The 26,755-nt window shown below is 43.7% G+C and carries 22 protein-coding genes and 1 riboswitch; of the genes, 12 read left to right on the top strand and 10 right to left on the bottom strand.

What is annotated here, in order from left to right; translation table 11 throughout:
* Positions 1-48: 48 nt before the first annotated feature.
* On the bottom strand, positions 49-738 hold the full coding sequence (locus D9603_RS04385) for an SAM-dependent methyltransferase (RefSeq protein WP_125251489.1): 690 nt from the start codon (positions 736-738) through the stop codon (positions 49-51).
* Between the two features lie 171 nt (positions 739-909).
* On the opposite strand from D9603_RS04385, the gene D9603_RS04380 reads away from it, so the two are divergent.
* Positions 910-1,809: a bifunctional GNAT family N-acetyltransferase/hotdog fold thioesterase gene (locus D9603_RS04380; protein ID WP_128730402.1), complete on the top strand. Its 900-nt coding sequence runs from the start codon at positions 910-912 to the stop codon at positions 1,807-1,809.
* A 48-nt stretch (positions 1,810-1,857) separates the two neighbouring features.
* Here the strand turns inward: D9603_RS04380 and D9603_RS04375 are convergent, their stop codons facing one another.
* From D9603_RS04375 to dapA, 5 genes are all read right to left on the bottom strand, one after another.
* Entirely contained in the window at positions 1,858-2,880 is a 1,023-nt protein-coding gene (locus D9603_RS04375) for a phospholipase A (protein ID WP_128730400.1), read from the bottom strand.
* Positions 2,881-3,133: 253 nt separating this feature from the next.
* Positions 3,134-4,246 carry a succinylglutamate desuccinylase/aspartoacylase family protein gene (locus D9603_RS04370; RefSeq protein WP_128730398.1) on the bottom strand — a complete coding sequence of 371 codons (1,113 nt, stop codon included), beginning with the start codon at positions 4,244-4,246 and terminating at the stop codon, positions 3,134-3,136.
* 2 nt (positions 4,247-4,248) lie between these two features.
* On the bottom strand, positions 4,249-5,454 hold the full coding sequence (locus D9603_RS04365) for a PLP-dependent decarboxylase (protein ID WP_128730397.1): 1,206 nt from the start codon (positions 5,452-5,454) through the stop codon (positions 4,249-4,251).
* Positions 5,454-6,194: a 2,3,4,5-tetrahydropyridine-2,6-dicarboxylate N-succinyltransferase gene (locus tag D9603_RS04360; protein WP_128730395.1), complete on the bottom strand. Its 741-nt coding sequence runs from the start codon at positions 6,192-6,194 to the stop codon at positions 5,454-5,456. Before D9603_RS04360 ends, D9603_RS04365 begins: the two co-directional genes overlap by 1 nt.
* Positions 6,195-6,205: 11 nt before the next feature.
* A complete protein-coding gene (gene dapA, locus D9603_RS04355) occupies positions 6,206-7,090 on the bottom strand; it encodes a 4-hydroxy-tetrahydrodipicolinate synthase (protein ID WP_128730393.1) in 885 nt (294 codons plus the stop codon).
* A gap of 115 nt (positions 7,091-7,205) precedes the next feature.
* Positions 7,206-7,381, bottom strand: a riboswitch (Lysine riboswitch).
* Between the two features lie 208 nt (positions 7,382-7,589).
* Between dapA and D9603_RS04350 the strand changes: the two genes are divergently transcribed.
* A complete protein-coding gene (locus D9603_RS04350; protein ID WP_128730391.1) occupies positions 7,590-9,281 on the top strand; it encodes a response regulator in 1,692 nt (563 codons plus the stop codon).
* 6 nt (positions 9,282-9,287) lie between these two features.
* Here D9603_RS04350 and D9603_RS04345 read toward each other — a convergent pair whose 3' ends face one another.
* Positions 9,288-9,905, bottom strand: a complete 618-nt coding sequence (locus D9603_RS04345; RefSeq protein WP_125251497.1) for a hypothetical protein — start codon at positions 9,903-9,905, stop codon at positions 9,288-9,290.
* Between the two features lie 158 nt (positions 9,906-10,063).
* The gene (locus tag D9603_RS04340) at positions 10,064-10,939 is read right to left on the bottom strand and encodes a TraB/GumN family protein (protein WP_125251498.1); all 876 of its coding nucleotides are present in this window, start codon (positions 10,937-10,939) and stop codon (positions 10,064-10,066) included.
* Between the two features lie 524 nt (positions 10,940-11,463).
* Between D9603_RS04340 and ilvG the strand changes: the two genes are divergently transcribed.
* The 9 genes from ilvG to can all read left to right on the top strand — a co-directional run bounded on the left by ilvG (position 11,464) and on the right by can (position 21,393).
* A complete protein-coding gene (gene ilvG / locus D9603_RS04335; RefSeq protein ID WP_128730389.1) occupies positions 11,464-13,125 on the top strand; it encodes an acetolactate synthase 2 catalytic subunit in 1,662 nt (553 codons plus the stop codon).
* Entirely contained in the window at positions 13,122-13,364 is a 243-nt protein-coding gene (ilvM, locus tag D9603_RS04330) for an acetolactate synthase 2 small subunit (protein ID WP_125251500.1), read from the top strand. The genes ilvG and ilvM overlap by 4 nt, the downstream gene beginning before the upstream one ends.
* A 25-nt stretch (positions 13,365-13,389) precedes the next feature.
* Positions 13,390-14,313: a branched-chain amino acid transaminase gene (locus D9603_RS04325; protein WP_125251501.1), complete on the top strand. Its 924-nt coding sequence runs from the start codon at positions 13,390-13,392 to the stop codon at positions 14,311-14,313.
* Between the two features lie 88 nt (positions 14,314-14,401).
* Entirely contained in the window at positions 14,402-16,258 is a 1,857-nt protein-coding gene (ilvD, locus tag D9603_RS04320; RefSeq protein WP_128730387.1) for a dihydroxy-acid dehydratase, read from the top strand.
* 2 nt (positions 16,259-16,260) lie between these two features.
* A complete protein-coding gene (gene ilvA / locus D9603_RS04315; RefSeq protein WP_125251503.1) occupies positions 16,261-17,802 on the top strand; it encodes a threonine ammonia-lyase, biosynthetic in 1,542 nt (513 codons plus the stop codon).
* 159 nt (positions 17,803-17,961) lie between these two features.
* The gene (locus tag D9603_RS04310; RefSeq protein WP_128730386.1) at positions 17,962-18,339 is read left to right on the top strand and encodes a hypothetical protein; all 378 of its coding nucleotides are present in this window, start codon (positions 17,962-17,964) and stop codon (positions 18,337-18,339) included.
* Positions 18,340-18,445: 106 nt separating this feature from the next.
* Positions 18,446-19,498, top strand: coding sequence for an ABC transporter substrate-binding protein (locus D9603_RS04305; protein ID WP_128730384.1), 1,053 nt, complete (start codon positions 18,446-18,448; stop codon positions 19,496-19,498).
* A gap of 36 nt (positions 19,499-19,534) precedes the next feature.
* The gene (locus D9603_RS04300) at positions 19,535-20,707 is read left to right on the top strand and encodes a methyltransferase (protein ID WP_128730423.1); all 1,173 of its coding nucleotides are present in this window, start codon (positions 19,535-19,537) and stop codon (positions 20,705-20,707) included.
* Between the two features lie 14 nt (positions 20,708-20,721).
* Positions 20,722-21,393, top strand: coding sequence for a carbonate dehydratase (gene can, locus D9603_RS04295; RefSeq protein WP_128730382.1), 672 nt, complete (start codon positions 20,722-20,724; stop codon positions 21,391-21,393).
* Between the two features lie 174 nt (positions 21,394-21,567).
* Here the strand turns inward: can and D9603_RS04290 are convergent, their stop codons facing one another.
* Positions 21,568-21,837 carry an accessory factor UbiK family protein gene (locus D9603_RS04290; protein WP_125251507.1) on the bottom strand — a complete coding sequence of 90 codons (270 nt, stop codon included), beginning with the start codon at positions 21,835-21,837 and terminating at the stop codon, positions 21,568-21,570.
* Between the two features lie 194 nt (positions 21,838-22,031).
* On the opposite strand from D9603_RS04290, the gene rep reads away from it, so the two are divergent.
* Positions 22,032-24,047: a DNA helicase Rep gene (rep, locus tag D9603_RS04285; protein ID WP_128730380.1), complete on the top strand. Its 2,016-nt coding sequence runs from the start codon at positions 22,032-22,034 to the stop codon at positions 24,045-24,047.
* On the opposite strand, the gene D9603_RS04280 is transcribed toward rep, so the two are convergent.
* Positions 24,033-26,603, bottom strand: coding sequence for a diguanylate cyclase (locus tag D9603_RS04280; protein ID WP_128730378.1), 2,571 nt, complete (start codon positions 26,601-26,603; stop codon positions 24,033-24,035). The two genes, rep and D9603_RS04280, sit on opposite strands and share 15 nt — an antisense overlap.
* Positions 26,604-26,755 lie beyond the last annotated feature (152 nt).

The following is a 26,755-nucleotide window of genomic DNA, read 5'->3' as shown; positions in this document are numbered from 1 at the left end:
ATAGTAACGCCGCTGAAGCAGCAATAATGTACAGATAAAAGCTCGAGTCTAGCGCTTTACATCAATGATGATATTTGCGTAATCCGGTACCCTCTCGATATAAGGCTTTTTACCGAAATTAGTGATAAGTAAATGCTGAAGTTGCTTTAATTGCGATTCATGGTCGGTTAAAAAGTTGATATATAGCCTCCCGCCTTCATTTATAGCTGCTCGTAATAAGCGGTAAAATTGATGCTGAAACAAGAAAAGAGGAGGCTCTAACTCGCTGAATAAATCTAATACTATCCAATCATAACGCTTGCCCTGCTGTAGTGCTTTGAACACATCAATACAGTTAACATCACACAAGGGATCGCCGCCAAAATAACGCTTATAACAATGGATGACATCAGGGTTGTTATCAATGGTAGTGATATGGCAACTTGGATACGTGGCCTTTAGATAGTCACGGATAGCGCCTGCGCCAAGTCCTAATTCTAATACGCTTGTCGGTGGTGTTGCTAATTGCCAGCGGCTAGCAAATGTTTTTAAGTGGGGAAATAGCAGGTGTTCCGGGTGGTTTAGCTCCACAACGGATTGTAAGGTGTTGTTTATTAGCAGCCATCGCAACGACTTGTCTTGGCGAACCTGAATGCTGTTTCGGCCTTGTTTGTGCCAATATAGCAAGTGCCCTAGCTGGTGGCTATGAACCACAAAATCGTTACTAATAGTGCCTGAATGAGTAATAAATTCTCCCATGATAACATCAGCATAGACGAGGATTTTGTGAATGCCAGCTTGTTCATTAGTTTTTACACTAAAGACTAAGTGTTTTAGCGCATTTTATTCCCTACACTGAGGTTATCTTGTAGGGTGTATTCAACCTAAGAATAATAGCGATAAGGCTAACAAAAAAAACAGGAGTCAGTAATGTTTGAGGTAACTTCACCGCAAAGTAGCGAAGATTGGCAAGCTTACTACCAATTACGTTGGCAAGTACTTAGAGCGCCATGGGATCAACCGAGAGGTAGCGAACAGGATGACTTAGAGCAAGAAGCAGATCATCGCTATATAAAAAACAACGAAGGTGAAGTGCTGGGGGTTGCTAGGCTCCACTTCAATAATCATCAGCAAGCTCAAGTGCGATATATGGCTGTGGCTGAAGGGCATAGAGGCCATCATTTAGGTAGTCGTTTACTGCACGAGTTAGAGATCATCGCTTGGACTCAAAAAGCGCAAGAGTTAGTTTTATTTGCGCGTGAACGAGCCTTACCATTTTACCAGCGCCACGGCTATGAAGTAGTCGAGAAAGCGCATTTAGCCTACGGTGATGTTCAGCATTGGAAAATGGTTAAACAGCGGCCAACTGAACCTGGTTGGTTTAGACAACCAGACTGGACACATGTACTGCAAAATACATGGCGTGAGTCTATCCCCATCAGTGACGCCATGGGTATTAAAGTAGAAAGCTATACTGACTGGCAGTTTTCTACCAAGGCAGACTTAAAAGCGAACTTAAACTTACACAACTCAATGTTCGCAGGTTCCATTTACAGTATGGCGACGTTAACGGGTTGGGGAGCAACATACTTAGCGCTCAAAGAGCTTGGGCTTGAAGGTGATATAGTGTTGGCAGATGCTAATATCAAGTACTTAAAGCCGCTAACAACAGCGCCTGCGGCGACAGTAACCATTGCAGACTGTGAAGGTGACCTACAAGCTTTGGTAAGTGATGCAAAGGCTAAGTATGTCGTGCCAGTAAATGTTTATGATGGAGATGTTCTAGTTGCCAAGTTTGAAGGGCAGTTTGTGGTGATAAAGCCACAATAAATAGAGCTGAAGTTAAAGCTCTGGTGATGCGCCAGAGCTTTTAAACCATTAGAGTATGTCTGTTAATAACACCCCAATGCCAAACCTTTGCGTATGCGTGTTGTAGTCAATTAGGCTTTCGCCATAACCATTGAAGTACTGTGCATAGCCACGTAATCTTCCCCAAATAGGGAAGGACCAATCCAATTGAATAGCACCTCGGTTGTCACTGCGTAAATTATTACGCCACATGATGCCAAATTCGTGATCCTCATAACGATATACGCTGTTAAACTCAAAATGTCCGAGATATTCATCAATATTAGGGTTATCGTCACCGCGTGGATCTAATGGATCGTCTTTCGTGTTTTCAGGTAGTCGATACCAAGGCTTGAAGCTAAATACAAAGCCTCGATTCTCCCATATAAAGTTAGCATAGATACGGTTCCAAGAACGCGAGTTAGGTTGACTACGACCATTTGATTGATGAGAAATTCCAAGTACAAAGGCCATCTCATCACCCCAAAGTACATTCTCGTCATCTAAAAAGTTGATCCAAAAGATTTCTGGTTCATAGTTGGTTTCACGAAAGGGCGAAGAGACATCTTTGTTGTAGACTTGCCAGTATGATTGCAGTGTGAAAGCAAAATAGATAGCCTGATCTTTGTCAGAAAAGCTCTTATAAATGGGTGCTTTCAATGAAATTTGATACTTAGCCTCAAAGTTATCAATTGGTTCCCCCTCTTCATCGTCAATCGCTTTTAAACCGTCAAAAGGTCGGCTATTTACATTGGTCATATAGGAAACTGGTAAGATGTAATTGCGCTTATGTGGCGTAAGGACATTCCGGTTTTTTTCTGTGACACGTTCCCGCGCCATACGTTTATCGAGTTGACTTAAGTTTTTATCGGCGTCTGCTTCTGCACATTCTTGACGAACTTGTTCAATGGTTTTGTCTTTCTCACCGGTTAAGACCGTGTTGAGTACGCATTGTTTAACAAGGTCAATTTCATCTTCTTGCTGTGTATCTTGAGCGTAAAGCGGTAACGCCAATAACGCCAAAGCGGGTAGGGATAGGTGTGTCAGTTTCATTATCTTTGCGCCGAGAGTGAGTACAATTGATTACATTATTAACTAATGATAATGAAAGGGAAATGAATCAGTAAGGTCAACTATGCCCTGATAGCTAAAAACAGGTCTCGATAAAAAGGTGGCGGCGGCTGCCGCCATACCTTAGTAAGTGTTTACAGAAACAACCGAAAGAGCTAGATAATAGGTCAGTAAACATCTTTCTAACCTTTGATTGTTGCTATTTGACTTACTCTCACGCAATTGGTTACGTAAATTACAGTCGCTCAACTTGGGTAAAAAACTTGTATAGCTCTGTACCTTGGTTCACACTCGCAGAGGCAAAGTGCAAAATGGCAATTGCATCCTCGTCTAACTTGATTTCGTTCAAAGGCGTTTCCGATAAATAGCGTTCCATTCTTAATATCTTGGCAATTGTTTGCCCTGCTTTGATATGCTCCCCAAGTGTTGCCGTGTATTCGACCATACCACCCATCGGTGCGTAAAAAGTACGGTAGTTTTCTAATTGGCAAGTGTAACGAGCAATCTCTTTTGGCGCGAAGTGTGCACCATAAAAAGCTTGTTTATAATTGAGATAGCTGAGAATGCTGTTAGCATCATGCTGTGCTTCTGTTAGGTCAATTTTTTCTTGCGAGCCGAGTTCAACAGTAAATGCTTCAGTGAATACAGGGATGTTTCGTCCTTTTGCTTCATATGCTAATTTCAAGTGCCACCATGGACAAAAGCTTGCTTCATCCAAAGCACCATCGAACTCGTTGGGAATAAGTAGCACATGTGGAATATCAAAATAGCGGGCACTTTCCTTGGCATATTCAGGGCAGTAAAGGTGTTTCGCTGAAATGGGACCGGTATGTAGGTCTAATACTAGCTCTGCTTCATGAGCCAAGCGCTGCAAATTTAATGCAATGCGTTTTCCCGTGGTGAGTCTATCTAGCGGGGCGTCTAATTGTGCTGTTGTATGCTCCAGCAACACTTGGCGAAACTTCGGCTTTATTTGCTCTAACGGAAGATCAACATACTTTTCGACAAATTCATATGCCAAAGAGCTATGGTCTTGATACATTCGGTTCCAGTTGGTTCCAGTTATTGGATCGAAGCGACCCAAAGTAAACTCTCCCGACTTTTGATTACAACCGATGGGGTTTGCATAAGGTACTAGAGTAATACCGGCTGCCAGTGACAATGTTTTAAGTTGCTCAAGAAGTTGATAAATGACTGCATTACCTTGGACTTCTGCACCGTGCATATTGGCTTGGATATAAACTTTTGGGCCGTTACCATCGCCTTTGATGCGATATACAGGAATGGTTAATGGCAAGCCGTTCGCTATTTCACCAACTTGAATATTCTGTTGTGTAATTATGTTCATCTCTACCTCAAATAGCTGGATGCAGGTTGCGCTGCGCGAGCGCAGGTAACTTCACCGCCAGAGATCACAAACTCCGCTGGTAATTCGTGGCACAGAAAAAATGGCATGCTTTCAGTGTAACCATAGGCACCACATTGACTAAACACCAACCAATCACCATCTGCACTGTCACTGGGTAAAGCTAAAGTGCCTAACTTGTCCAGCGCAGTACAAAGTGGACCATGAATATGAAAATCAGCTGTGTTGGCATCAGACTGACGTAGCAGCTCAGCTGGGAATGCTTGTCCAGTAACTGCTGGGCGTAATAAGTGGTTCACACCGCCCGCGACAATAAGTTGGTGAGCACCGTAATTCTGTTTTTGTTCAACAACTGGATTGAGGTAAAAACCGCACTCGCCGACAGCATAGCGTCCTAATTCCATCCACAGCTCATCAACTTGAGTGGCGGATTTTATAGAGGCGAGTGTATCTAGCAGCTTTGTCCAATTAAGTGCGGTGCTGTGCGCGTCATAAGGGATCCCAAGACCACCGCCTAGGTCGAGCACTTTAAGCGCTATACCAAGTTCAGAAGCCAACTGTACTAAGGGTGACACCATGGCTTGCCAAAGTTCAGCTAGGGTATCGCTACAGAGCATATTGCCCCATTGGAAAATATGCAGGCCGACAAAATCTAAATGGGTGTAATCACTTAAAGTTAAAGCTTGCCACTGTTCACTACCTAGGCCAAAAGGGGTCAATGTATTACCACCTAGTGGATTGTGTTGTGCTTTATCAAAACGTAACTGAACCCGTAACAATACATCAAATTGAAGGTCGAACTCACAGGCTACTTGATTTAACCATGCAACTTGGCTGTGGCTCTCTGCTACGAAGATGCGAACACCTTGGTTTGCAAAGTGGCGGATTTGCTTTAGTGATTTCGCCGGACCTGTGTTGAGCACGCGCGCTGGAGTGACACCTTGTGATAAAACCTGATCCAACTCGCCACTAGAGGCCACATCAAAGTTAAACCCAGCGTGATCTAGGGTGTTAATAATGTGAGACAGTGGGTTGGCTTTAACGGCATACCATAGCTTTACAACTTGTTGATCAACTAGCGGCTTTACATGTGCGCTGAGTTTATCTAAGTCGTAGCAGAAAAAAGGGGTATCTTGTTGCTGTACTAAGCTTTCAGCAACGGCTCGTTGTGACGTGCTCAACCAGCTCATTAGCGTAATACCTCTTCTAGTGCAAGTGACGCATCGCTTTGCTCATCACGGTATTTGACAATAAGTGCACAGGACATGCTTAAACCTTGTTGGCGCGCCCATTCGCTAGAGGCTGGGCGAGAGCCTGGGATCACAATTGCGTTTTCAGGGATCGCCTCGCCTTTATCTAGTAAACGCTCATTGACACAATCATAAACTGGAATACTGGCAGATAAACGAACACCTGGCGCTAAGACAGCACCACGCTTTACGACAACACCTTCAACTAATACACAGCCCGCACCAATAAAAGCATCATCTTCAACAACAACAGGGCTTGCACCAATAGGCTCTAAAACTCCACCAACTTGAACAGCAGCACTTAGGTGAACGTTTTTACCAATTTGCGCACATGAACCGACCAAAGCATGACTATCTACCATAGTGCCAGCGTCAATATATGCGCCAATATTTACATAAGCCGGTGGCATGATGATGGTGCCTGCAGCGACATACGCACCACGTCTTACGCTGCTTCCACCGGGTACCATGCGCACGCCATCTTGTGCTGCAAAACCGCGTGGCGCTAGGTTATCTTTGTCCACGAAGCCACCAGGGAATTCCGTATTTACGCCATTTTTGAATGCTTCAAGGATCCCTTTTTTTACTTCTACATTTGCATGCCATTGACCCTGTTCGTCTTGTGTTGCCGCACGTACAGTGCCGTTTTCGAGGTTGTTTAGTAGTGTTAACCAGCTCATGTTTTACTGCCTTAATTCCAAGATAAAATTGTTTCGTTGGCGCGTGTCAGCGCATCTGTGTGGGTAAGTTCTAAATGTGTCAAAGGTGGGCGCAGGTTCGGGCTTGTCAGCTTTCCTTGTAAATGCATCAAGACCTTAACCGGAATAGGGTTTGCCACTGCAAATAAGCTGTTTGCAGCTTTTGACCATGTAGTGAATAAATTAGGGGACGTGCCACTAAGAGAGCGCCTTACAAATTCAGCTGTTTGTTGCGGCCAAGCATTCGCAGCGACAGACACCAAGCCTGTTGCTCCCGCTTGGGCAAAGTAAGGCATTAGGCTATCATCACCGCTGTAGATTGCGACATTTGGGGCTGCTTGGCGAAATGCTTCGAAAGTGGCGATATTGCCGCTAGCTTCTTTGAGCGCCCAAAGATTTGGGTGATTTGCAAGTTCCCCTAATAATTCAGGGGCGATGGCAACGGCACTTCGTCCTGGTACATTGTAGAGCATACATGGCACGTTGCTCTCGTTTAAGAGGGAATTAAACCAATGTCCAAGTCCCACTTTGCCGGGTTTGGCATAAATTGGTGAGCCGAGTAACAAAGCATCGATGGGCTGTGTGTTGCAAAACTGCACCCACTGTATTTGTTGCTCAAGGTTGCTGCCACCCACTGCGACCATTAATGGTACGCAAGGCGCAAGTTGGCAAACAAACTCTACGATTTTTTGTTGCTCTGGCTGAGTAAGCGCAAGCCCTTCGCCGGTACTCCCAAGTAACAGAATACCATTTTGTGCCTGCTCTTGATCCCGTACAAGGGTCGTCAACGCGCTAAAATCGATCTGATTTTCAGCATCAAAAGGCGTAACTAAAGCCGTCCATAATGGATAGTCAGATAAGTTGAATTGTAATTTCATCTCTACCGAACTTAAATCATGTTCGTAGTAAGGAGGGTGTCCAAACTTCGAACCGTTAAAATTCGAAGAGCAATGGACTTAAAAAGGATAAGGCAGCCTGTGGCCTTATTTTTCTAAGACCAGAAGCTCTCCACCAAGTGTGTTGGTGACAGTCGCTGGGATTCAGCCCAGTCGCCCGAAACAGAGAATAGCAAAGTTGTCTGTTTCTCGGCGTGTATTCCCCTTACTAAGCTGCAACGGAGTTTGCTCTCCTTCACTTAGTTACCTGAATAACGCACCTCTTCCAGCCCTAATACCATTTGGTCTTAATATCTATTCGATTTAATTAAGCACCATTGGTATAAGTTTGACGCTTTGGCATCAAACTGCATAAATAGGGTGAGCTCGCATTGAAACATTTTGGCCGTCTAGGTGTCAAGTATAGGACTGTAAATAATATGATTGTCCACTACACTGAATAAGCGTGGGCATTTTTTAAAGAGGGAACAAATATACCAATATGTCGTTAATACCTAACATGAAGTTTCGCTACATAGGGGCGCTGTTGGCTATGGCTTTATTGCTGTCGATGGCCATGGTAGTGATGCAATACCTCCTCCACCAGCAGAGTCAGGATGCTCGAGTGATCAATCTTGCTGGTATGCAGCGGATGTTATCTCAACGGATTGCACTGTTCAGTTCGATAGATTCGCCGCAAGGGTTGGAGGCGCTCAGATTAGCTATTGATGACTTTGAAGGTAACCATCACTTTTTAACAGAAAAAGAGGGGGGTCAGTATCACCACTTAAATGAGTCGCTTGAGTCACTGTATTATGAAAACCCAATACAATTACATCAGCAGAGTCTTACGTTTATTACTTTGGCTAAACGCCACTTAAAACAGCCAAATACTCAGTTATCAGAAGGCATACTTACATTATCACAGACTTTACTACCTAACTTAAACCAAGCGGTCTCTCTGTTTGAACATCAAGCTAAGTTAAACACCGAGCGGGTTAGAAAAATAGAGTTATTAATTTGGCTATTAGGGCTGACGGTTTTATTTATTGAGGCTAAATTTGTATTTCGCCCAATGGCAAAAGAGATAACCGAAACTTTTAGGCAGCTTGAAGCATCAAAAAAGCTCGCGGATGACGCGCTACAATCGAAATCGCGCTTTTTGGCTCGTGTTAGTCATGAACTACGAACTCCACTTCAAGCGCTCCATGGTTACTTGGATGAATTTATAAAAAGTGCAGATGCAAAACAATTGGAGCATGTAAAGAGTGCAGCTAATCAGTTAGATATTTTGCTTTACTCGGTAGAAGATTTCAATAGTTTATCTCAGCAAGATATTGTCATTGAGCGGCATCAAATACAGCTGCACGATGTGATAAAAACAGCTTGTATCTCGTTCCAACTGAGCGCACATAACAAGTCTCTCACGTTTAATTTAGCCCTTGGGAATGCGCTAAATATGGCTTGTTTCGGTGATGCAAAACGGATAGCTTGGCTCGTTGGAGAACTTGTAAACAATGCGATTAAATTTACCGAGCGTGGTGGTATTCAAGTGTTTGCAGATATTGTGATGACTCAAGAGGCGTCTTATCTTGAGTTTATTGTTGAAGATACAGGAGAGGGGTTTGATTATAAACGTCTACAGGAGTCAATGCGAACAGAGCATTTTCAGGGGTCGCAACTTGGACTACAACGCTGTCAGTTGCTAGTGTCCGCGCTAGGTGGACAGCTTAAATTTACAGCTCGAAAGCCATTTGGGACGAGAGCAGAGCTTCAGATCCCGATAGAAGTTGATATCGAGAACGTGCGCTCAAGCAAGCGTGAAAAATTATCTACCAATGTTTTACTCGTTGAGGATAACTTAATCAACGCCAGAGTGATTGAAAAAATGCTGCAACCGATAGCTAAGCAAGTAACACATGCTGAACATGGTGAGCAAGCACTTGAAATATATCAGGTTGGAAAGTTTGATGTGGTACTGATGGATCTAAATATGCCAATCATGAATGGCTTTGAGGCGACAAGAAAGATCAGAGCAATCGACCCTATCATTCCTATTCTCGTTGTGACCGCAAATACCAATAGTGCAGACTTAGACAAAGTATATGAGTTGGGCGCAACGGCTCATTTGTATAAGCCGCTACAAACAGAAGTATTAACAGATAAACTCACCGCTATGCTTGATAAAAGATAATCTCTGCTATTTTTTTATCAGGCTGATATTGCCCACACCAACTTCAGCATCGATAGCATAGCGTCCAGCACCGGAATAATCAGTTTTTGATCCTACCATGCTTTTTTTCGCTGTGTTACTAGCGGGGTACCCTGACATAGATGTTTTACCCACACCTGAGTCTAACGAGACCTGTTTAAAGTCAGAGGCCATCGCGGCAACCTTTATTTTACCAACACCTACCTCCAGCTCGGCAGAATTATTAAGGGCATTTACTTCAATTTTTCCCACTCCAACCTCAATATCTAGAGCCACACTTTGCGGTACTTTTACGTGCCAAGAGAGTTCATAATCATCTGACGGTACTTCAAGAGAGAGCTTATCAGCATGGCTTTTACTGGTTAATTCGGCATCATTGACGTCAGGTGTGCTAAACCAGCTGTCAGAGTCCTTTGGTGCAACTAGGATCTCAACCTCAATGGTGTCACCATGATAAGTTTCTAGATCAACTTTACCCACCGCAACATCTATTTCGAGTTCAATTACATCGCTACCTGAAAATGATGCTGTAATTGTTTTTGTTTCGTTTGCGTGAGCAGTGATTGCTGCACTACTCACCAATAAAGCGCAGATGATTCTTTTCATTCTTTTTACCTTTAAGGAGTGTCTTTGTAAGGTAAGTCGCAGTGTCAGGTGAAAAGGTTTAAATAGATTTTAATTTTTTTGAAGGCTCGGTGCAGTGTTGTATCAACGAGCCTTGAAAGGTGACCTGCGCTTTGGCTCTTTGCCAAGTTATGGCCATATTAAAGCGGCGTTATGGTATAACCTTCAGCTTTTAGTTGAGCGATCAGTCCGTACTGCTCGACCAGGTGCAGAGCACCTACTGCGACAAATAAGGAGGTGTTCGGTAATTGCTCTTTGAGTATTTCAATCCAATTATTGTTACGTTCAATGATCATCAATTGTTCGGCTAATTGACCATATTTATCATCAGAGAAGCTCACATTGTAATAATGAGATAGCTTTTTCAAGTCGCCGGAACGCCATGCCGCGACTAAATCCAAAAAGTAAGTATTTAAGTCCGCCATCTGTGCAAACGTCTCTTTTAGCATGTCGTTGCTATGTACACTCAATTGACTAAACATCTCAAGCTGATATTCAAGCGTTTCAAATTCATCAACTGCAATATTGCTTTCATTTGCAAACGCGATAACCTGCTTGTCTATCCCATTTTTGTCCGTGAAACCTAACTTCTGATATTCCAGCTGTAGCATAGTCACCATAACAGCCCAGGGGGCATAACGTTCAAATAAAGCAATATCTATTTGTTTTGCTGCAAAATAGGCTTTCAGCTTGTTATAGACTTCGGGGCTTAGTTGAGACGCTAAGGTTTGATTGCCTTTTAGTAGCATAAAAGGCATGGAGCGTTGTTGGATTGCCAACGGAGATAAGGCCTCTAGGTTCACCTCAACCATCACTTTGTCACTGTTTTTGATAGCGGTTTTAACTTTGACTGGCAACCCTTGCATTTGTTTATCACCAACATGCACAGTTCCAAACAAGTAGGATGTTTTTTGGCCTTTTTCTACTTTCCAAAGGCCAACTTCTGCATTTGCAAAAGCACTAAAAAGGCTTAGGAAAAAACAAAAAAATATAAATGGAGAAAGGAATTTTACCACTTTGATCCCCTGTTGATTTTATTAAAAAGGTAGTCTGCGATATAGCCTAGCGAATGTCACTAAAAAAGAAATGAGCAAGAAGTATAGAAAATTTCATATTGCCAAAATAAGAAAGTAAATTTTTCGTTATCGTTAAGCAAAACCAATATAAAATTCTCAATTTAGTATTTGTTGCTGTTTTAATTCCACTTATGGCGTTTTTTGGGTTTTTTTATGTCTTCAGTGTGCTTTTTTAAATTTAAATGGCATAGTTTTTTAGGTTGACTTGGGTGCTGTTCGCGCGGTATTAATAGAAAAAGAGGCAACGCAGTGTTTATACCTAGTCGTTAGCAAAGTTAAATTTTCGGAATTCAAGCAATGTTACTAACAGCAACTCTACTAGTCGTGATTATCAGCGTGGTGATTATTATTACCGCGGGGGCTAGTTAGTGCTGTAAGAAAACCATCAGCATAAGCGCCCCCCGCACCACAAGGTTCGGGGGGCGTTTTCGTTTTAGGGCAAAAAAGGCAACTGAGAGCAGAACATGAGCAATTCAACAACCGGCGCACAACTTGTTATCAAGGTGCTAGAAGAGCAAGGCGTCAAACACGTATTTGGCTACCCAGGGGGAGCCATCATGCCAATTTACGACGCTTTGTACGGTGCGCCTGTTAAGCACTATTTGACTCGCCACGAACAAGGTGCCGGATTTGCTGCCGTCGGTTATGCGCGTAGTACCGGGAAGTTAGGGGTATGTTTTGCGACGTCAGGCCCCGGAGCGACTAACCTTATCACTGCGCTTGCAGATGCGATGATGGATTCAGTGCCTTTACTTGCCATTACAGGCCAAGTGCCAACTGCTGCGATTGGATCGGATGCGTTTCAAGAAGTTGATGTACTAGGTATGTCCTTATCTTGTACAAAGCACAGTTACATGGTTGAACGCTCAGAAGAGCTTGCAGAAGTGCTCCAAGAAGCCATGTACCTTGCCCAATCCGGTCGCCCAGGCCCAGTTTTAGTTGATATTCCAAAAGATATTCAGCTCGCAAATGTGCCTTTTCATCCATTTGCAGCGCCACAAGATGAATGTCCAATGCTATCACAAGCCGAGGTAGGGAAAGCTAATCAATTACTATGTGAAGCAAAAAGGCCAGTTGCATACATCGGCGGTGGTGTGCAAAACGCTGATGCTCAGCTTCAGTTGATGCAGTTTTTAGAGAAAACACGGATGCCGGCAGTGTCGACTCTAAAAGCACTAGGCAGTGTTACACCTGATTATGACTTTGACCTTGGTATGTTGGGTATGCACGGCACTCAGGCTGCCAACTTAGCTGTACAGCAATGTGATTTATTGGTGTGTATCGGGGCTCGATTTGACGACCGCGTGACGGGGAATTTAGCAAAGTTTGCTGCCGGCGCTAAGGTGATCCACTTAGATATTGACCCTGCTGAAGTCGGTAAACGAAAACCAGCAGCTGCATCACTGATTGCTGATTTGAAGCAATCGCTACCACAGCTTGAGTGTGTGGTTACTAACACGCAATGGCTTGAAACAATTGCAACCCTGCAACGACAACATGCGTGGCGTTATGACTATCCCGGTGAAAAAGTTTTTGCCCCTTATTTACTAAATCAACTTAGCCAAAAGCTGCCAAAAACTGCTGTGGTATGTTGCGATGTTGGTCAACATCAAATGTGGGTGGCGCAGCACATGAAATTTAGCCATCCGAGTAACCACTTAAGTAGCGGTGGTGCGGGCACTATGGGATTTGGCCTTCCAGCGGCTATTGGCGCGCAAATAGCACGTCCAGATAACACAGTGATCACGGTATCTGGCGATGGCTCCATCATGATGAATATTCAAGAGCTGGCAACTATTCGTAGAAACAACTTACCCGTTAAAATTTTGATACTTGATAACCAAAGATTAGGTATGGTGAGGCAATGGCAGCAGCTCTTTTTTGACGGTCGTTACAGCGAAACAGACTTGTCAGATAATCCAGATTTTGTCGCATTGGCTGCTGTGTTTGGTATTCCAGGGCAGACAATTACTCACGCCAGTCAAGTTGATGAGGCTGTGGATGCACTGGTCAGTGCGCAAGGCCCCTATATTCTTCACGCTTGTATTGATGATAAAGAAAACGTATGGCCACTCGTTCCTCCAGGTGCTGCCAATGATGAAATGATGACGGAGAACTTTTCATGAAACACCATTTAACCGTTGCAGTAAAACAACAGAGTATTGCGATAGAACGCTTTTTACGAGTGGCTAGACATCGGGGATTTCGTCTTACTAATTTAGAGCTTCAAGGGCAAGATGATTTATTCCACGTCAAAATGACAGTAGATAGTGACAAACCTATCTATTTATTAACCTCACAACTGAGTAAGCTAGTAGAGGTGCAGGCAGTTGACTTGCACACACTACAGAAACAGGCAATTTAAAAGAATTAATTAAGGTAGTTAAACAATGACACAGACATCAGAACTTATTTGGCACAACGGTGAAATGGTTCCTTACTTTCAAGCAACCACTCATGTGCTTAGTCATGCTCTGCATTATGGCAGCTCAGTTTTTGAAGGGATCCGTGCTTATGACACGCCAAATGGCCCTGCGGTTTTTCGTTTAAACGATCATATCCAGCGTTTATTTGATTCTGCAAAAATCTACCGTATGGAGATCCCATATACAAAAGAGGAAGTAATTGCTGCGTGTAAAGAGACGATTCGAGCAAACAACTTTACCAATGCGTATCTTCGTCCATTTGCCTTTTTAGGTCATGTAGGTCTTGGCTTGAATCCAAAATCACATCGCGCTGATATGACAGTTGCTGCAATGGAGTGGGGCGCGTACCTAGGTGAAGAGGGCTTAGCGCAAGGTGTGGATGTATGTGTGTCTTCGTGGAGTCGCTTGGCGCCAAATACCATGCCAACGGCAGCAAAAGCTGGTGGTAATTATCTGTCTTCTCAGCTTATTTCAGGCGAAGCGAAACGCAATGGTTATGCTGAAGGAATTGCGCTAGATGTGAATGGTTATCTCAGTGAAGGTGCGGGCGAAAACTTGTTTGTGGTGAAAAAAGGCGTGCTTTATACGCCACCCACGACAGCCTGCATCTTACCGGGCCTAACCCGTGACACTATTATTCATTTAGCCAAGCAGCGAGGTTATGAAGTGCGTGAAGAGGCGATTGCACGTGAAGCCCTGTATTTGGCGGATGAATTCTTTATGGTTGGAACCGCAGCTGAAGTTGTACCAGTTCGTAGCGTTGACAAAATCCCTGTCGGTAACGGCGGGCGTGGTCCAATCACAGAGGAACTGCAGCAAGCATACTTTGCACTTGTAAAGGGTGAGGCTGAAGACGAAAACGGCTGGTTAGAGTACGTAAACGATTAATCTTATTGCTTCAGGGTGATGCACCCTGAAGCAAAGCATTGTAAATTTTGGGAATGAGGAACTCGGAAAACCGAGCGTAAGGTGAGACATGGCTAAATTACGGAGTAAAACAACGACTGAAGGCAGGCAACGTGCGGGCGCCCGTGCGTTGTGGCGAGCAACAGGAATGACCGACAGTGACTTTCATAAACCTATAGTTGCAGTTGTAAATTCATATACCCAGTTTGTTCCGGGTCATGTTCACCTCAATCAACTCAGCGCATTGATGGCTGATGCGATAACAGAAGCAGGCGGCGTACCTCGTGAATTTAATACCATAGCAATTGACGATGGCATTGCCATGGGGCACGACGGTATGCTGTATTCGCTGCCATCGAGAGACTTAATTGCTGATTCAGTCGAATACATGGTCAATGCCCATTGTGCTGATGCTATGGTGTGTATTTCTAACTGCGACAAGATCACCCCAGGTATGCTACTTGCCGCACTGCGGTTGAATATTCCGGTGATCTTTGTTTCCGGCGGCCCGATGGAAGCGGGTAAAACTCGCTTAGCGGATATCGATTTAAAGTTGGATCTTGTTGATGCCATGGTAAAAGGAGCGGATCCAACAGTCAGTGATGAGGAGTCTGAGCAAGTAGAGCGCTCTGCTTGCCCTACGTGCGGCTCATGCTCAGGTATGTTCACTGCAAACTCGATGAACTGCTTATTAGAAGCGCTGGGTTTAGCGTTGCCTGGTAATGGTACAACACTAGCGACACACAAAGACCGCCAACAGCTGTATTTGGGCGCAGCAAAGCGCATCATGGCTTTATGTGATGAATACTATGGCAAAGACAATGAGCAAGTGCTGCCACGCAATATTGCAAATCAAGCGGCATTTATGAATGCCATGACATTAGATATTGCGATGGGTGGATCATCCAATACGGTGCTGCATTTATTGGCGGCGGCACAAGAAGGTTTTGTCGACTTTGATATGAACGACATAGACCGTTTATCTCGCAGTACCCCATTTTTGTGTAAAGTGGCGCCAGCAACACAGCAATATCATATTGAAGATGTACACCGTGCAGGTGGCATTATGGCCATTCTAAACGAGCTTGCTAAAGGGGATAAATTAGACTTGTCGGTAGGGCATGTGGCTGGCGGAAATCTAGGTGAGGTTATTGCACGCTGGAATGCCGCAGACAGTAATAATGAACGGGCACAAACTTTCTATCGTGCGGGACCTGCTGGGATCCGTACTACCCAAGCAATGAGTCAAGCGTGTCGCTGGGACGAGCTAGATTTAGACCGTGAAGGCGGCTGTATTCGCTCTATCGAGCATGCCTTTAGACAAGACGGCGGCCTTGCCGTATTAAAAGGTAACTTAGCGCCTGACGGCTGTATCGTGAAAAGTGCAGGAGTGGCCGATGAAATGCTGCGCTTTACGGGGCCTGCTGTGGTATTCGAATCTCAAGACGATGCAGTCGAGGGGATACTGGGCGGCCAAGTTAAAAAAGGTGATGTAGTGATCATTCGTTACGAAGGGCCAAAAGGCGGCCCGGGTATGCAGGAAATGTTATACCCAACCAGTTACCTGAAGTCGATGGATCTAGACAAAGACTGCGCTTTGCTCACCGATGGCCGCTTTTCTGGCGGTACTTCAGGGCTCTCTATTGGTCACGCGTCTCCAGAAGCTGCCAGTGGTGGTAATTTAGCGCTGGTTGAAAACGGCGATGTTGTCGCTATCGACATCTATAACCGCAGTATTGATGTAAAGCTGGATGAAACTGAGCTAGCACTGCGCCATGAAAAACAGCTGGCTCGTGGTAAAGATGCTTATAAGCCACTAAATAGAGAGCGCTATGTGAGTCCCGCATTGAAAGCTTACGCACTCCTTGCAACTAGCGCTGACAAAGGTGCTGTTCGTGACTTACAAAAACTTGAGGAGTTGAGCTAGCGATGGTTTCCCAAGAGCTTGATTACTTCAGAGCCATCATTCAAGCGAATGTGGCACCGCTCGTTGAGGTAACGCAAGTCAATCAATTAGAGCAAATGTCAGCCCAGCTTGGTAATCAGATTTGGCTAAAGAGAGAAGATCAACAACCGGTTTATTCTTTCAAATTACGTGGTGCGTACAACAAACTGCGTCAGTTGCCGAAAGGGTCTCGGGTGTATACCGCTTCAGCGGGTAATCATGCTCAAGGAGTTGCACTAAGTGCAACGCATTTAGGTCAGCATGCCACTATTGTAATGCCTGTGACTACGCCAGAAATTAAAGTGAATGCCGTGCGTAAACTCGGTGGTGAAGTGATTTTACATGGCCATCACTTTGATGCTGCAAAACAATATGCCTTGGAGTTGTGTGAAGCGCAAAGTGGTGTATTTGTTCCTCCATTTGATGATAAAGACGTGATCATTGGTCAAGGTACGGTAGCGCGAGAGCTTATTCAACAGCTTGATGAGTTGGATGTGGTATTTATACCGGTTGGTGGTGGTGGTCTACTCGCGGGTATGGCGGTGTATTTAAAATCACTGCGGCCAGACATTCGTATTGTTGGAGTAGAAGCTGATGACAGTGCTTGTCTTAAGGCTGCAATGGCAGCTGGCAAGCCTGTGGAATTAGAGAGGGTTGGTGGCTTCGCCGATGGTGTTGCAGTTAAGCTTATTGGTACTGAGACCTTCAGGCTGGCACAAAAGTTTTGTGATGAGGTGATCACAGTTAATGCCGATGAAATATGCGCTGCGGTGCAAGATATTTTTGTTGAAATAAGAGCAACTGCAGAGCCGTCTGGGGCGTTATCAACAGCAGGTTTAAAAAAGTGGCTGGCACAAACTGGTGAAAAAGGGTTAAGTGTTGCTGCAATCCTATCTGGAGCTAACCTGAATTTTGATAGGCTTAGATATATTGCCGAAAGAACAGCATTAGGCGCGAAGCATGAAGCATTGCTTGGCGTATCAATTCCTGAAGAAAAAGGTAGCTTCAAACGCTTTTGTCACTCTCTAGGTGGACGCGCAATCACTGAGTTTAACTATCGCTATGCTGGCTGTGGAGAAGCACAGATTTTTGTTGGCGTAGGTTTGAGAAATGGGCAAAGTGAGCTGGATGAACTGAGGACTTCATTACATCAAAATGGGTATCAGTTTGATGACCTATCAGACAACGAGCTTGCGAAATTACATGTTAGATACATGGTAGGTGGAAAGCCTCCTGCGGTAATGAACGAGCGTCTATTACGATTTGAGTTTCCAGAATATCCAGGGGCGTTGGCGCGGTTTTTAGACATGCTAGGTAGTAACTGGAATATAACATTATTTCACTATCGAAATCACGGTGCAGCACAGGGTAATGTATTAGCAGCGTTTGAGGTAGAACCAAAGGATTATGAATGTTTTGATGCTCATTTAGCTAAGCTGGCGTATCAATTTCAAGAGGAAACACAGAACCCTTGCTTTGCACGCTTTTTATATGGTGAGCAGTTGCAAAAGCAAAAAGCAGGCTAGTGGGGTTACGTTTGGCGCTTAGATAATATTATTGCCAATTTAATTTCACAGAGCAATGAGAGGGTGCTTTGCCATCTCGAGGAGTTAATTTAGCGGGAGAGACGAGTGTTACAGCCTGGTAAAACTAAATCAAGATGGGCTGCATTAATAAAGAAGCTTATGTTACTAGCAGGCCTTTACGTAGTGCTAGTGATATGTTGGCCAGATTTTCAAAGTGGTATCTTCTTCTCTACAGCTTGCTCAATGCTGATGTTATCTCTGGTATTAGGCGGTGGCGGATATGGTAACCAAAGAGTGGAATCATTATTAACAAAAGTAGGCGATACACTGATCATCTCACATGGGATCGGAAAAGTAACCATACCGATAGCGCGTATAGAGTCTATTGCGATAGGCAAAAACTACTTGGGGCTGATAGAACAAAGCAACGGTAATGGTTACGACATTACATGCACAGGAAGTCGCGACCAAATTCATCATCATATTAAAAACCTACTCGCAGAGCATTTTGAAAACTGTACTGTACATAGTATATAGCACTCACTTTCCTTAAGCTGTTTTTGAAATCGCGGCTATTGCTATGGCAAGCTTCTGCCCATCGACTATAGTTAGCCATTATTCTCGCACAAGAAATAAGGACATAATGTCTAAGTATTTTGCAGTGTTATTGCTTCTTATCTTCAGTACCCAAATACAGGCATTAGAGAAGGTAACGCTTCAGTTGAAGTGGACGCATCAGTTCCAGTTTGCTGGATACTATATGGCAAAAGAAAAGGGCTTTTATCAAGAAGAAGGGCTTGACGTTATCATCGTCCCCGCTGATCCGAACAACCCTAATGTTGACTTTCGTGTGCTATACGGACAAGCGCAATTTGGTGTGTTTCACTCTGGTTTACTAAAACAACGCCTTGAAGGAAAACCTTTTGTGGCGCTGGCTGCAATATTACAATCCTCTCCTTACTGTTGGATGGTTAAAGCGCAAAGCGGGATATATGTCCCACGTGATTTTCAGGGAAAGCGCATCAGCCACCTTGGGCATACTGAAAATGGTGAGTTGCTGATGATGTTGCAACGAGCAGGTGTAAATACCGACAGCATGTTGCTCTACTCGGGCAAGAAACCCTTTGATGATTTCATCGCTGGAAAGTTTGATGCGATGCAGGTTTATAGCACAAACGAACCTTATCAGGCACAGCAATTGGGCGTGGCGACTCGAGAAATTTGCCCTAAACAGTTTGGTTTAAATGTCTACGCAGACGTGCTATTTACGACCGAAGCAATGTTACGCGATCGTCCGCAGCAGGTAATGCGATTTCGCCGTGCCAGTCTCAAAGGTTGGCGATATGCGATGCTCCATTTAGAAGAGTCGCTTGCCGTTACCAAAGCGAACTATGCAACCCATAAGTCACTCGCACAATTGGCTTATGAAGCAGAGAAGCTCAAAGATTTTATTAGGGTTTCGGGTATCCCTATCGGAAAAATGTCAGCTGCAAAGTGGCTGTGGATAGCACAGCTGTATCATTTGGATGTAAGCCAATTTCACGAACATAAGGCTGATTTTATTTACTCAGAAGTCAAACAAGATCCGGCCTCATTATCTTGGGTGTTGGTGATTGCCGCTGTTTTAACCTTAGTTTGTATTCCCATGTATATTCAGCTCATCTTTTCTCGGAAAAATAAGTCACATTTACGCTAGAATAAGTATATTGTATTGCTGGTGGTTGTAACTACTTTGGACTTAAGTACGCGTTTTCTACGTTTAGATAAATTATTATTTGATACTCGTCAGTATTGGCAGATCGTTGCATTTGAGCATTTAGCCATTCCTTGGCCTGAGCTTGAGTCTACGTTACTGCAACTTAGCGATCAGGCCGTGCATGAGTTAGACAACAACGAGCAAGCGCATCGTGATTTCTTCAAAAGTACTATCCCTGAACTGGAGCAATTACATACCCTTTGTATGCTGCCCAAGATTGAAGGTCATCGAGATGCACTGCCATTTTGGCTAAGTAATGGAATTAAAGGGCGTAAGCTTGAGCAGCTACAAGACTTTGTTGCTGCTATAAACGAAACCAAGTCTGCTGTGCTTGAATGGTGTGCTGGTAAAGGGCACTTAGGGCGTATGCTTGCCTACCATGGTGCGCCTGAAGTCAATAGTATTGAGCTACAACAAGATTTATGTCGTCAAGGAGAGGAGAGTGCAAAACGGCAGAATCTAAACCTTCACTTTCATTGTGCTGATGTACTCAAAGATGATATTCATCACCATTTTGTTGAAAATCGCCATGGTATTGCATTACATGCTTGTGGTGAATTACACCGTGTATTTATCCGCCAAGCTGTTGATAATGGAATGAAAAAGCTATCGCTTTCTCCTTGCTGCTATCACCTTTTTACACCACAACAGTATGAAGCGATGAGCGTAGAAGCTAGCGCCAGTGCGCTGAACTTATCTCATCATGATATGAAGCTAGCATTACAAGAAACCGTCACCGCACCGGGCAGAGTCGCGGCAGTTCGCAAAAAAGAAGTGAGTTGGCGACTGGGTTTTGATGCGTTGAGAAGAGAGTTGGACGGTAGTGATAACTATGTCTCGGTTCCCTCTGTGAATAAAGCCATTTTTTCAGGGACGTTTGATGAGTTTTGTTACTGGGCGGCAGAGCAAAAACAAATCATCTTACCTGCAAGCATCGACTTTGAAAGGTATGAGCGAATTGGCCGCCAGAGAAAGCAAGTTACTGACAGAGTTGAGTTGGTTCGTCATTTGTTCCGCCGTGCTATTGAAATATGGTTAGTGCTAGATAGAGCTTTATATTTACAAGCATCGGGGTATGATGTTGAGCTTAGTACTTTTTGCGAAAAGTCACTCACCCCAAGGAATATTTTGATACAGGCTGAACGTTAGCCGGAGAACCACTAATGTGTAATTCTAATTCGAGCCCGCTGAGCCATTTGCTCAATAGCAATAAGCAATGGGCAGAGCGCACCAATGCCAGTGACCCTGAATTTTTTAAAAAGTTGTCGCAGCAGCAAAACCCTGATTATCTCTGGATAGGGTGCTCAGATTCTCGAGTACCGGCCAACGAAATTGTTGATTTAATGCCCGGTGAACTATTTGTTCACCGTAATGTTGCAAATGTAGTGGTACATACTGATCATAATTGTTTATCGGTAATGCAGTATGCAGTAGAAGTACTTAAAGTCGACCATATTATGGTAGTTGGCCACTATGGTTGCGGTGGTGTTCAAGCGGTGCTAGACAATGCAAAGTTTGGACTAATTGACAACTGGCTTCGTCATGTTGCTGATGTCAAAGAGAAGCATCAGGCAATTATTGAGCGCATAGCTGATGAGCAACAATGCGCAGCATTATGTGAACTTAATGTGGTGGAGCAAGTGCGCAATGTTTGTCAGAGCAACATTGTGCAGGGTGCGTGGTTACGTGGTCAAACACTGACCGTACACGGTTGGGTATATGGCCTTGCTGATGGATTATTAAATGAGGTTGTTGGTGCAGTGGCTGACAGTGAGCAGCTATCTTTGTGTTATGAAAAGTCGTTACTCGGTGTGAATCAACGCTATTGCTCTTAAACTGCAAGCGAACAACGGATGTCTATGATATTAGCGTCAGGCTATACAGGTTGCAGCACTAATATCCTGCTTCCACAAAACCTTGATGTTATATCAACAATTAAGGCTAATTGGTATTAAACACCAGACAATGAGATGGCAGCAAAACACCAACGCAGTGCTGCCAGTACGGTATTACTCGTGAGAGTCTGTTTGCTTGTCAGCCAGTTGCGCTTCAAGCTGTGCTACTTTTTCTTCGAGCTCTACTAGCTTTTCACGGGTGCGGATCAATACTTTGCTTTGAATATCGAATTCTTCTCTGCTGACGAAGTCCATCTCTGATAGTTTACTTTGAATAGCTTGCTTGGTTCTGGCTTCAAACGTTTCGGCAAGGCTCTTAACACCTTGTGGCATATTGCTTGAAATCTGTTTGGCAATCTCTTCAATTTTGGCTGGGTTAATCATTTTCTTACCTTAGCTTGCGAGTCAGTATACATGTACCATCTTACCTTATGCACGAGAGGTCGAAAAGGTTCGCTTCATAGTTTTACATTGATACGGTAAACTAGCGCGCTTAGTTTATAAGAATTCCTCAACCCCTCTGCACTCAAAGTTGTAACCAAAAGTGCGCCAAGCGAGAAGATAACCGGATTAGTTGCATGAAGCTCAACCCAAAACAAGACGAAGCAGTAAAGTATATTAGTGGCCCATGCCTTGTGTTAGCGGGGGCAGGCTCTGGTAAAACCCGTGTTATTACCAATAAAATTGCCTACTTAGTTCAACAGTGTGAATACAAAGCGAGAAATATCGCTGCGGTCACCTTTACCAACAAAGCCGCCAAAGAAATGCGTGAACGTGTAGCGCAAACATTAGGCAAACAAGAAGCTAAAGGGCTGTGGGTTTCGACTTTTCATACATTGGGTCTGGAGATCATCAAAAAAGAGGTTAAAACCTTAGGCTACAAGCCAGGCTTTTCTTTGTTTGATGATCAAGATACCAACCAGTTGTTAAGTGAACTGACTGAAAAAGAGCTGGAGCGTGACAAAGATCTGCTTAACTTGCTAAAAATGCAAATTGGTAATTGGAAAAATGAACTGATCTTACCCGAACGTGCTATTCGAGAAGCTCGAGAGCCTCAAAAAGCGCTGTTCGCTCAGTTGTATGCCCGTTACCAGACTCAGCTTCGTGCATATAACGCACTAGACTTTGACGATCTCATCATGATCCCAACATTGCTGCTGAATCAGTCGGTTGATGTTAGAGAGCGTTGGCAGCAGCGTTTTCGTTATTTATTAGTCGACGAATATCAGGATACCAATACCAGCCAATATCAGCTGGTAAAGCGCTTAGTGGGGGAGCGTGCTCGCTTCACTGTGGTAGGTGATGATGACCAATCGATTTACTCATGGCGTGGTGCTAAACCACAAAACCTAGTACTACTAAGTAAAGATTTTCCTGGTTTAAGGCTGATTAAATTAGAACAAAACTACCGTAGTGCTGGACGGATCTTAAAAGCAGCTAATATTCTAATCGCGAATAACCCACACGAGTTTGATAAGCAACTATTTAGTGAACTAGGGTACGGTGATCCTATTCGGGTGATTGCTACCCGTGACGAAGAGCACGAAGCTGAGCGAGTAGTAGCTGAAATTATTTCGCATAAATTTATGAAGCGCACGAGCTATCGGGACTATGCTTTGCTTTATCGCGGAAACCACCAAGCTCGGGTATTTGAGAAAGCTTTAATGACCAACCGTATCCCTTATAAAATCAGTGGTGGTATGTCGTTTTTTGCTCGCAGTGAAATCAAAGACATCATGGCATATTTACGATTCTTGGTAAATCAAGATGATGACAATGCGTTTTTGCGTATCGTTAATACACCAAGACGTGAGATTGGCCCGGTGACTTTAGAAAAGCTTGGCAGTTTTGCCAATGAACGTCATATTAGTTTATTTGAAGCATGCTTTGAGTCTGAACTTTTAGAGCGTATGGCGGGACGAGGGCTAAAGGCCTTAATGGGATTTGCTCGTTGGGTAGTTGAGCTTTCTGATAGAGCCACTCGGGGTGATACTTTGGAAGCCGTTAAAGATATGATCCGAGAAATCAACTACGAGGCTTATCTATACGAATCATCCCCAAGTGCTAAAGCGGCAGAGATGAGGATGAAAAATGTCTCGGAATTATATCGCTGGATCAGTGATATGCTAACAGGGGATGTAGATAATCCGGCGATGACCTTGCCAGAGGTTGTTAGTAAACTGACGCTGAGGGATATGCTTGAGCGCAATGAGGAAGAGGATGATTCTGATGCCGTGCAGCTGTTAACGTTACATGCTTCTAAAGGATTAGAATACCCGCACGTGTTTATGGTTGGCATGGAAGAAGGCCTGTTACCTCATCAAACTAGTATCGATGAAGACAATGTTGAAGAAGAAAGGCGTTTGGCTTATGTAGGGATCACTCGTGCTCAGCAAACGTTAACGTTGACTTATACAAAAAGTCGCCGTCAATTTGGTGAGCAGATCACTCCTGAGTTGAGCCGCTTTGTGCAAGAGTTACCTCAAGACGATCTGCAAATTGAAGGTAAAAAGCCTGTGGCGACACAGGCAGAACGAATGGAAAAAGGAAAATCTAACGTGGCGAATCTACGCGCTATGTTAAGAAGGGATTGATTCGTTATCAAAAGTGGGGATAACGGCGCATGTTTCTTGCCCTTTATCTAAAGCTTGTTGCTTGCCAAAAAACAGCTGCAAGCCATGCTTTTCTAACAAACTTCTGAAATTTAATATTGCAGGTCCGCGAGCAATGACTTTAATGCCTTTTACTTGGGTAACGGCCAAAATGCCCTGCAATTGAACCTCATAGCTCGTTTGCTGAAGTACACGTTTACTAAAGGTAGAGCTAAGTAGAACATAGGTAAAGTCAATTTGGCTGATCAGGGTAAGATCGCAACGATCTTTGCCAAAGTTATTTAACCCGATAGGGATCCCCATTTCAGCCAACGACTTTAAGTTTAAAATTTGCTGACTAGAAGCAAAACGAATTTCACTTTCTTCAAACAATAAGCAAAGTGCGTTACCTTCAGTGACTAACTGTTGCTTTAGTACATCAAAATGGTTGTTTTCCAACAACATGGTTGAACAGTTAAATAAAATGTCGTCATTCCGACAAGCCGCAACATCTTGAGCTTTTTTAAGTAATTGCAATTCGATCTCAAGGTGTTGGGGTTTTTCAGCTGCAAACTTCTTTAGAATATCAAAGCTTGTGCTACCTAGTACTGGGTGTTCACCAAAAGCCTCGATAAATCCGATGGGCTCTGCACTGTCAGACCAGTTGACTATCTCGGTATAGCGAAAATGTGTTGGTAGCTTATCAAGGTGGTGCTGATCATGTTGTTTCTGAGCGCTAGAGCTGGCACTGAGTAGCGGATGATAAAACTCGTAGCGGCCACGACCGGCATTCTTTGCGTAATACATTGCAGCATCTGCATCGCGAATAATTTCATCGGTATTGCGATATAGCTTGTTACTATACGTTATGCCGATACTTGCACCGCTTTGCATACATACGCCTTTGAGGCAAAATGGCTGTTGCATTACCTTGATTATCCGTTTCGCCACGTCTTCTGCTTGTTGGCGATCGGTTAGATGATCAAGTAAAACCACAAATTCATCACCAGCTAGTCTGGCTAGCAAGTCATGTTCACGAATACACTCTGAGAATGATTGTGATACCCAAACCAAAAACTGATCACCAGCCTGATGACCAAGTTCATCATTAATATCTTTAAACTTGTCTAAATCAATAAACAGCACAGCAAAGTTATCTTCAGGATAGCGGTGATGTTTCTTCAATGTTTTTTCAAGTTGGGTTAAAAATAGGCTGCGGTTTGGTAGACCGGTAAGTGAGTCGTGGTGGGCGTCGTGATATAGCTGCTGCTCTATTTTTTTGCGCTCTTCCATTTGCATTTGTAAATGCAAATTCGTTTGCTGTAATTCTTTGGTCTTCTCTGCAACGCGATGTTCGAGTTGCTGGTGACTGATCTTTAATGCCTGATTTGCTAAATGAGTCTGTAATACCGATGCAATCTGATTTGATACAAACGAAATTAGCTCAACATCGTCATAGTCAAATTCATATTTATGATCATACGCTTGGCATGCTATTAAGCCAATAACGCCAGTGGCGGTTTTTAATGGAGCACCGAGCCAACTTGTCGCGGCTAAATTATGGTTGTATCCCGCTGGTCGCTCTACAATCCCCTCCATCGCGAGAGCTTTGGCTCGAGTGCAGTCGATCAGTTGACTTTGCTCCGTGCGAATAACCAGCTCGCTATATCCTTTTGCAAAAGATCTGGTTTTATAGCGAGTTTTTTCATCAACACTATAGGGGAAGGTTAGCCATTGTTCTTCTTTATTATAAAGCGCGATATACAAGTTATCGGCAAAGGTAATTGACCGGATAATGTCATGAACCTGTTTATAAACATCATCGATATCAGAAAACTGAGTTGCCAGTTCTGATATTTGAAACAAGATCTGCTGCCTTTCTAGCGCACGTTTACGATTATCAATTTCCTTGTTCAGCGCTTCATTGCTTTGCATTAACGCGCGAGTGCGTATCTTAACTTCTGACTCGAGTAATTCGCGTTTTTTGACTCTCTCGATTGCAGTGGCTAGGTATAGCGACATCACTTCAAGCAGCTCAACTTGATGCTCACTGTATGACTGTTCAGCCTCATAGCTTTGTGACACCATGACACCAATAATCGCGCCATCGCGATATATTGGCACCCCTACCCAATGTTCTGCTTGGCTACCAAGGATTTTGAACTCACCAGCTTTTGCTCGCGACAGCATCTCTTCTTTGGTGAGGTAAACTGTTTTGCCAGTTTTAAAAACATGACCTGTAACGCCATCTTTGAAGTGATGTGCCTCATGTAAGGGAATAGCCACAGCATCTTTTTCATCTACAAAGTAAGAAAGTTCAAGTGCTTGTGTAAAGCGGTTTTGTAATACCACATAGAAGCTCTTGCTTGGTAGATATTGAGAAAGAATATTATGAATTGCGGGGTACAACAGGGTTAACTCAGCAACAGTACTTGCCTGTTCTGATAATTGAATTAATGTGTATTGAAGTTGAGACTTTCTTTTATATTTTTCTAGTAAAGACTCTAATCTTGCGGCTCGTCGAGATAGTCTCTTAACCTGTTGTTGTGGCTCTTCCAATGATGAAAACCGGTTCTTATTTTTGTTTAATTATTGAGCTTAATAATTTCACTTTTAACCTAAGTGGTCAAGTGCAATTTTCTCATTCCTACAAGCTTGTTTTGTGGCTTGATCTGTCATACCAATTAGCATTAATACTTGCTCAATTTGAA

The organism is Pseudoalteromonas sp. PS5 (genome assembly GCF_004103255.1).
Classification (GTDB): domain Bacteria; phylum Pseudomonadota; class Gammaproteobacteria; order Enterobacterales; family Alteromonadaceae; genus Pseudoalteromonas; species Pseudoalteromonas peptidolytica.
The sequence above is the reverse complement of the archived record's forward strand: the minus strand, read 5'-3'. Positions and strand labels throughout refer to the sequence as shown.

What these genes read in the sequence shown, in the direction of transcription:
- D9603_RS04385 (WP_125251489.1), bottom strand. Translation starts at nt 738, where the DNA reads ATGGGAGAATTTATTACTCATTCAGGCACTATTAGTAACGATTTTGTG.
- D9603_RS04380 (WP_128730402.1), top strand. Translation starts at nt 910, where the DNA reads ATGTTTGAGGTAACTTCACCGCAAAGTAGCGAAGATTGGCAAGCTTAC.
- D9603_RS04375 (WP_128730400.1), bottom strand. Translation starts at nt 2,880, where the DNA reads ATGAAACTGACACACCTATCCCTACCCGCTTTGGCGTTATTGGCGTTA.
- D9603_RS04370 (WP_128730398.1), bottom strand. Translation starts at nt 4,246, where the DNA reads ATGAACATAATTACACAACAGAATATTCAAGTTGGTGAAATAGCGAAC.
- D9603_RS04365 (WP_128730397.1), bottom strand. Translation starts at nt 5,454, where the DNA reads ATGAGCTGGTTGAGCACGTCACAACGAGCCGTTGCTGAAAGCTTAGTA.
- D9603_RS04360 (WP_128730395.1), bottom strand. Translation starts at nt 6,194, where the DNA reads ATGAGCTGGTTAACACTACTAAACAACCTCGAAAACGGCACTGTACGT.
- dapA (WP_128730393.1), bottom strand. Translation starts at nt 7,090, where the DNA reads ATGAAATTACAATTCAACTTATCTGACTATCCATTATGGACGGCTTTA.
- D9603_RS04350 (WP_128730391.1), top strand. Translation starts at nt 7,590, where the DNA reads ATGTCGTTAATACCTAACATGAAGTTTCGCTACATAGGGGCGCTGTTG.
- D9603_RS04345 (WP_125251497.1), bottom strand. Translation starts at nt 9,905, where the DNA reads ATGAAAAGAATCATCTGCGCTTTATTGGTGAGTAGTGCAGCAATCACT.
- ilvG (WP_128730389.1), top strand. Translation starts at nt 11,464, where the DNA reads ATGAGCAATTCAACAACCGGCGCACAACTTGTTATCAAGGTGCTAGAA.
- ilvM (WP_125251500.1), top strand. Translation starts at nt 13,122, where the DNA reads ATGAAACACCATTTAACCGTTGCAGTAAAACAACAGAGTATTGCGATA.
- D9603_RS04325 (WP_125251501.1), top strand. Translation starts at nt 13,390, where the DNA reads ATGACACAGACATCAGAACTTATTTGGCACAACGGTGAAATGGTTCCT.
- ilvD (WP_128730387.1), top strand. Translation starts at nt 14,402, where the DNA reads ATGGCTAAATTACGGAGTAAAACAACGACTGAAGGCAGGCAACGTGCG.
- ilvA (WP_125251503.1), top strand. Translation starts at nt 16,261, where the DNA reads ATGGTTTCCCAAGAGCTTGATTACTTCAGAGCCATCATTCAAGCGAAT.
- D9603_RS04310 (WP_128730386.1), top strand. Translation starts at nt 17,962, where the DNA reads ATGTTACTAGCAGGCCTTTACGTAGTGCTAGTGATATGTTGGCCAGAT.
- D9603_RS04305 (WP_128730384.1), top strand. Translation starts at nt 18,446, where the DNA reads ATGTCTAAGTATTTTGCAGTGTTATTGCTTCTTATCTTCAGTACCCAA.
- can (WP_128730382.1), top strand. Translation starts at nt 20,722, where the DNA reads ATGTGTAATTCTAATTCGAGCCCGCTGAGCCATTTGCTCAATAGCAAT.
- D9603_RS04290 (WP_125251507.1), bottom strand. Translation starts at nt 21,837, where the DNA reads ATGATTAACCCAGCCAAAATTGAAGAGATTGCCAAACAGATTTCAAGC.
- rep (WP_128730380.1), top strand. Translation starts at nt 22,032, where the DNA reads ATGAAGCTCAACCCAAAACAAGACGAAGCAGTAAAGTATATTAGTGGC.